This window comes from Kitasatospora sp. MY 5-36 (assembly GCF_001182915.1).
Taxonomy (GTDB): Bacteria; Actinomycetota; Actinomycetes; order Streptomycetales; family Streptomycetaceae; genus Kitasatospora.
The window spans coordinates 1-5076 of the sequence record NZ_LFVW01000741.1; the positions used below are offsets into that span (position 1 = coordinate 1).

Below are 5076 nucleotides of genomic sequence, written 5' to 3' on the forward strand. Positions count from 1 at the left end.
CGGCGGCGTCGGTGGCCCGGGCGCCGCCGCCCCGCGGCTGCTCCGGCCCCGCCGGGGGCGTCTCGCCGGTGCGGTAGCGGCGGAGGATCAGCAGCCCGTCCCGGATCTCGATGACCCGCCGGTAGAGCGCGAGCTCGGCGTCGGCGAAGGGCAGCGGGCCGGCGGCGAGGGCGATCTGCGGGAAGACCGCGTGCAGCGCCCGCCACAGCGGGCCGAGCGACCGGTAGCTGCGGTACGCGGCCCGCCAGCGCCGGGCGGCGCGACCGGCGCGCGCCCACAGCAGGGTGGTCGCACCGGCCAGCAGCAGCACCGCGCACAGCCGCCCGAGCGCCAGCGAGACGGGGTCCTCGGTGCTCTGCTGGCGGCCCGAGCGCAGAGCGCCCAGGACGTCGTCCACCCCCCACGCCGTCCAGAGCAGCCCGACGGCCGCGGTGAGCGTGATCAGGACGAGGGCCGTGCGCAGGGCCGCGGTGTCGGCCTGGCGCGTCCAGGACAACGTCTGGCGCAGCAGCGTGACCAGGCAGCCGACCACGTAGCCGACGCTGACCAGGTCGTAGCCGGCCAGCGCCGCCGGGCCGGCGCCGCCGGTGGCCACCAACTGGCCGTCGACCTCCGTGATCCGGGCGAGCAGGAACAGGACCGTCGCCACGAGGACCGCGAGGGCGACGCCGGCCTGGCGGCGGCGCAGGGCCCGGGCGTCGGCGGCGGGGCGGCGCAGCGAGACGGCGGCCAGGGCGAGGAAGCCGGCGGAGCCCATCTTGAGGTGGTCGGTGAGCATCCAGGACAGGCCCGCCAGGCCCGTCCCGTGGTCGATGTCCGCCCCGGTCCGGCCGGCCATCAGCGCCAGGGAGGCGCCGAAGCACCAGGCGAAGCAGCAGGTGTAGCGCAGGGCCGGCGTGGTGCCGCGGTGCCGGCCGGCGAAGAACCGGTACGTGCTCAGGCCGAGCAGGAAGACCGCGGCGCAGGCGAGGACGGGGTCAGTCATGCGGGCCCGTCGGGCGGCGCCGGCCCAGCAGCGGGGAGAGCCGCTGCGCCCACTCGGCGTCGCGGGACTGGGCGTTGGCCGCCCGGCCGCCGGGCAGCAGGGCGCGTTTGAGGATCAGCGAGGCGAGCAACTCGGCCTCCCGCTCCTGGGGTTCGAGGTAGACGGTGCGGCCCAGGACCTTCCCGACCAGGGTCGGGGACAGGTGCGGCAGCAGGCCGCGGGTGAGCCCGGGATCGGGCGAGGGGCCGTCGGCGTGGCCCAGCAGGAGGTGGGCGTACTCGTGCACCAGGATGTGCTGGCGGTGCACCTCGCTGGTGTCCTCGGCGTACACGATGTAGTCGGCCTGGCCGGTCGTCACCAGCAGCCCGCAGGGTGCCCCGGGCCGTGCGGGCACGGCGATCAGGTCGATCGGACGGCCGCGGGCGCGGGCGAGGCGGGCGACGAGCTCGGCGGCGTCGAACGGGTCGGGCAGGTCCAGTGATTCGCTGATCGCGCGACATCGCCGCATCAGTCCGCCGTGGCGTCGGATCCATCGCAACGCGCGCCTCCCCAGTCCGCCGGGGCCGACGTGGCCGGTCAGCCGTTGCGGGTGTCCCCTCGGCGGCACCACGTCGTGCTCACGGGGAGGGCTTCCCCCTGGCAGCCTCCCGGCGAGCGATAGTCTCGATCACATCGGAGACGGTGTCCAGGGCTTCGGGCGAGAGTTCCACCGCCCGCAGCGCCATGTTCCGTACGCCGGCGTCCCGCAGCGCCTCCAACAGGGCGAGTTCGGCGACGATCTCCTCGGAGCGGTCGTCGAAGAAGTAGGCGGGGGAGACGTGGAAGAACCCGGCCAGCGCCTCCAGATGGCGCTTGGTCGGGTTGTCGCGCTTGCCGGTGCGCAGCTGCCACAGGTAGGTGGCCGAGAAGGTCTCGCCGGTGGCCTCGCGACAGGCGCGCGCCACGTCCTCGTTGCTGTACTGCTCCCGGTTGGGGCGCCGGACCGTGCGAAACAGTGTCTCGATCTTCTCGGCGAGCGTGCTCGCCCCGGGTTCCGCCATCTCCGCCTCCTGCGCCGCCACTGCCGGTCCCGGCGGCACTGGAACGCGGGGCCGGCCACCGGGTAACCATCGTAGCTTCGGGCGTCGCCCCGGCGTCGGGCGGTGCCGTCCCCGGGGGACGAACGCGGGTCCGGCCCTCGGGGGAGGGCCGGACCCGACGCCCGGTGAGGGATGGTGCAGGGTGGTGCGAGGCGGTGCGCGCGGGTCAGCAGCAGCCGTAGCTGAAGCTGCCGCAGGTGCCGCACCAGCTCTGGTCGGTGCTGCTGCAGAAATCGTTGTTGGTGAAGGCCTCCTCACCGCCGCTGAGGGCGGTCAGGTCCGGCTCGCCCAGCGGGTGGCCGGGGGCGGTGCGGGCCGTCTCGGGGTCCTTCCAGGACCGGACGATCTCCTCGTTGCTCATGGTTCGACTCCTTCGGGGTCGTTCGGCAGGGTCGTTCGGCAGGGGCGTTCAGCAGCAGCCGAAGGTGAAGCCGCCGCAGGTGCCGCAGGCGGTCTGGCCGGTGCACATCTCGAAGACGGTCACCGGCTCCTCGCCGCCGCTGAGGGCGGTGAGGTCGGGCTCGCCGACCGGGTGTCCGGGGGTGGTGCGGGCCGTCTCGGGGTCCTTCCAGGACCGGACGATCTCCTCGTCGCTCATGGTTCGACTCCTTCCGCTCCGGGACGGGGGGTACGGGCCGTCAGCAGTGGGTGCCGGTGGCCCAGGTGGGGCAGCAGCCGCCGGTGCCGAGGGCCTCGCTGCCGCCCTCCTCGTCGGACAGGCCGCCGACGAACAGGCCGAGGTCGACCTCGCCGGACGGGTGGGCGGGGGCGACGGCGCGGGCCGCGTCCTCGGGGTCCTTCCACGCACGGGCGGTGCTGTTGTCGCTCATGGCGTTCCTGCCTCTCGGTGGTGGTTCCTCGACCGGACGGCCGGGCGGCCGACCGGGGTTCGTGGGGACGGGCGTCGAGCGGCCCGTCGGAAAGGTGGTCCGTCGGTCGGTGGCCCGTCGGCTTCAGCGGCTCGCGGCGGGGCGCACATCGGTGTCGGCCGTGCCGAACAGCAGGCGGTACGCGCCCTCCTGCTCGATCAGCTCGTCGTGGCGGCCGCGTTGGACGATCCGGCCGTGTTCGAGGACGAGGATCTGGTCGGCGTTGCGCACGGCGTTCAGCCGGTGGGAGACGACGATCCGGGTGACGGCCAGCTCCGCGAGCGCGCCGTCGACATGGCGTTCGGTCTGCGGGTCGAGGTGGCTGGTCGCCTCGTCGAGCAGCAGCAGCCGCGGCCGGTGCACCAGGGCCCGGGCCAGGGCGACCCGTTGGCGCTGGCCGGCCGAGAGCGCCGAGCCGCTCTCGCCGACGGGCGTGTCGTACCCCATCGGCAGGGCCAGCACGTCCTCGTGCAGCCCGGCGATCCGCGCGGCCCGGATCACCTCGGCGTCCTCGGCGTCGGGCCGCCCGAGGGTCAGGTTGTCCCGGATGCTGCCGCCGAACAGGCTCAGCTCCTGGAGGACGGCGCCGCAGTGGGCGCGCAGGTCGGCGAGGTCGAGCCGGTCGATCGGCACGCCGTCGTGGCGCACCGTCCCCTCGTCGGGCGGGAGCAGCCCGAGCAGCAGCAGGGCCAGGGTGCTCTTGCCGGACCCGGTGCGGCCGACGATGCCGAGCTTGCCGCCGGCGGCGACGGACAGGTCGATCCCGCTGAGGGCCGGCGGCCCGGACGCCTGGTAGCGGAAGGTCAGCGCGCGGACGTCCACCGAGGTCGCCTTCCGGGTGGTGAGCCGCAGCCGGCCGCCGGTCTCCGCCGGGGCGTCCAGGACGTCGAAGAGGCGTTCCACCTGGGCGTTGACGGTGAGGTAGAGCTGGCCGGTGGTCGACAGGGTCTCCAGCGGCGCCAGGACGGACAGCACCAGGCTGTTCGCGGCCAGCATGGTGCCCAGGGTGGAGCGGCCGGTCATGACCATCCAGGCGCCGACGCCGAGCATGAGCAGCGGCCCGAGCGAGGTCATCGCCCGCTGCGCCCCGGAGAGCCCGGCGGTGGCGCGTCCGCGCCGCAGCATCGCGCCCTGGTAGCGGGTGAACAGCCCCTGCCAGTGCTCCACGGCGCGGCTCTCCACGCCGTTCGCCTTGAGCGGCAGGATCGCCTCCAGCGCTTCGACCAGGTAGCTCTGCTCCTCCGCCTTGGCGACCAGCTCCAGTTGGGCGAGGTTGCGCAGCCGGCGGTGGGCGTGGACCACCAGGAGCAGCTGGAGCAGGAACAGCGGGGCGACGGCCAGCAGGTAGAGGGGCTGCAGCAGCACGACGGCGACCAGGTAGCCGACCAGCAGGACGCCGTCCAGGGCCACGGTCATCAGCTGCTGGGTCAGGGTCTCCCGGGTGCTGGAGACGCTGGAGGTGCGCATCAGCAGGTCGCCGCGGCCCCGTTCGAGGAAGAACCGCAGCGGCAGCCGGAAGAGGTGTTCGACGAAGGAGCGGGTGAGCACCAGGTCGCCGCGCCGGCGCAGGGCGAGCAGCGCCAGTGCGCGCAGGGCGGTCAGCAGTCCGGTCAGCAGGGCGATGCCGACGGCGGACAGGGCCAGCAGGACGGGCAGGTCGGTGCGGTGCTGCGGGAGGAGCGAGTCCACCACGGTGCGGGTGAGCAACGGGACGGCCAGGCCCAGCAGTTGCAGCAGTCCGGTGACCAGGGCGGTCAGGGCGAGCAGGGAGCGGCCGCCCGGGGCGGCCAGGAAGCGCCGCAGGTAGCGGACCATCGGGCGGTCGCGCAGCGGGGTGTGCCGCTCCTCGAAGGACTCGCCCGGCTCCAGGGCGACCGTCACGCCGCCGTACAGGCCGTCGAAGTCCTGCCGGGAGATCTGGCGGCGCCCGCCAGCCGGGTCGACCAGGCGGACCGACCGGCGGTCGACCCGCTCCAGGACGACGAAGTGGTGGGTCCGCAGGTAGGCGATGACCGGGCCGCGCAGCGGCTGCTCCAGTGCGGCGGGGCCGCGGTCGATGCGGACGGTCAGCCCGGCCTGCCGCGCCGCGTCGACGAGCACGGCCGCCGAGGCGCCGTCGCGTCCCGCGCCGAGCAGCGGGCGG

Annotated in this window: 7 protein-coding genes; all 7 read right to left on the reverse strand. The window is 74.7% G+C overall.

The genetic code is table 11. The features are described from left to right. Window positions 1–985, reverse strand: a 985-nt coding sequence (locus AE652_RS34935; protein ID WP_049659006.1) for an MAB_1171c family putative transporter, incomplete at its 3' end; no start/stop codon positions are given. Beyond that, window positions 978–1523 carry a hypothetical protein gene (locus AE652_RS34940; protein ID WP_181970381.1) on the reverse strand — a complete coding sequence of 182 codons (546 nt, stop codon included), beginning with the start codon at window positions 1521–1523 and terminating at the stop codon, window positions 978–980. The genes AE652_RS34935 and AE652_RS34940, both read right to left, overlap by 8 nt. Window positions 1524–1602: 79 nt before the next feature. Further along, a complete protein-coding gene (locus AE652_RS34945; RefSeq protein WP_049659008.1) occupies window positions 1603–2025 on the reverse strand; it encodes a hypothetical protein in 423 nt (140 codons plus the stop codon). Between the two features lie 205 nt (window positions 2026–2230). Continuing rightward, on the reverse strand, window positions 2231–2425 hold the full coding sequence (locus AE652_RS34950; RefSeq protein WP_049659009.1) for a hypothetical protein: 195 nt from the start codon (window positions 2423–2425) through the stop codon (window positions 2231–2233). A gap of 48 nt (window positions 2426–2473) precedes the next feature. Then, entirely contained in the window at window positions 2474–2662 is a 189-nt protein-coding gene (locus AE652_RS34955; RefSeq protein WP_049659010.1) for a hypothetical protein, read from the reverse strand. Window positions 2663–2702: 40 nt separating this feature from the next. Further along, window positions 2703–2894, reverse strand: coding sequence for a hypothetical protein (locus AE652_RS34960; protein WP_049659012.1), 192 nt, complete (start codon window positions 2892–2894; stop codon window positions 2703–2705). 123 nt (window positions 2895–3017) lie between these two features. Continuing rightward, window positions 3018–5076: peptidase domain-containing ABC transporter (locus AE652_RS34965; protein ID WP_049659013.1), on the reverse strand; the 2059-nt coding region annotated here is incomplete at its 5' end.

Coding starts and splice junctions, on each gene's coding strand:
- AE652_RS34955 (WP_049659010.1), bottom strand. CDS start 2,662: ATGAGCGACGAGGAGATCGTCCGGTCCTGGAAGGACCCCGAGACGGCC.
- AE652_RS34950 (WP_049659009.1), bottom strand. CDS start 2,425: ATGAGCAACGAGGAGATCGTCCGGTCCTGGAAGGACCCCGAGACGGCC.
- AE652_RS34945 (WP_049659008.1), bottom strand. CDS start 2,025: ATGGCGGAACCCGGGGCGAGCACGCTCGCCGAGAAGATCGAGACACTG.
- AE652_RS34960 (WP_049659012.1), bottom strand. CDS start 2,894: ATGAGCGACAACAGCACCGCCCGTGCGTGGAAGGACCCCGAGGACGCG.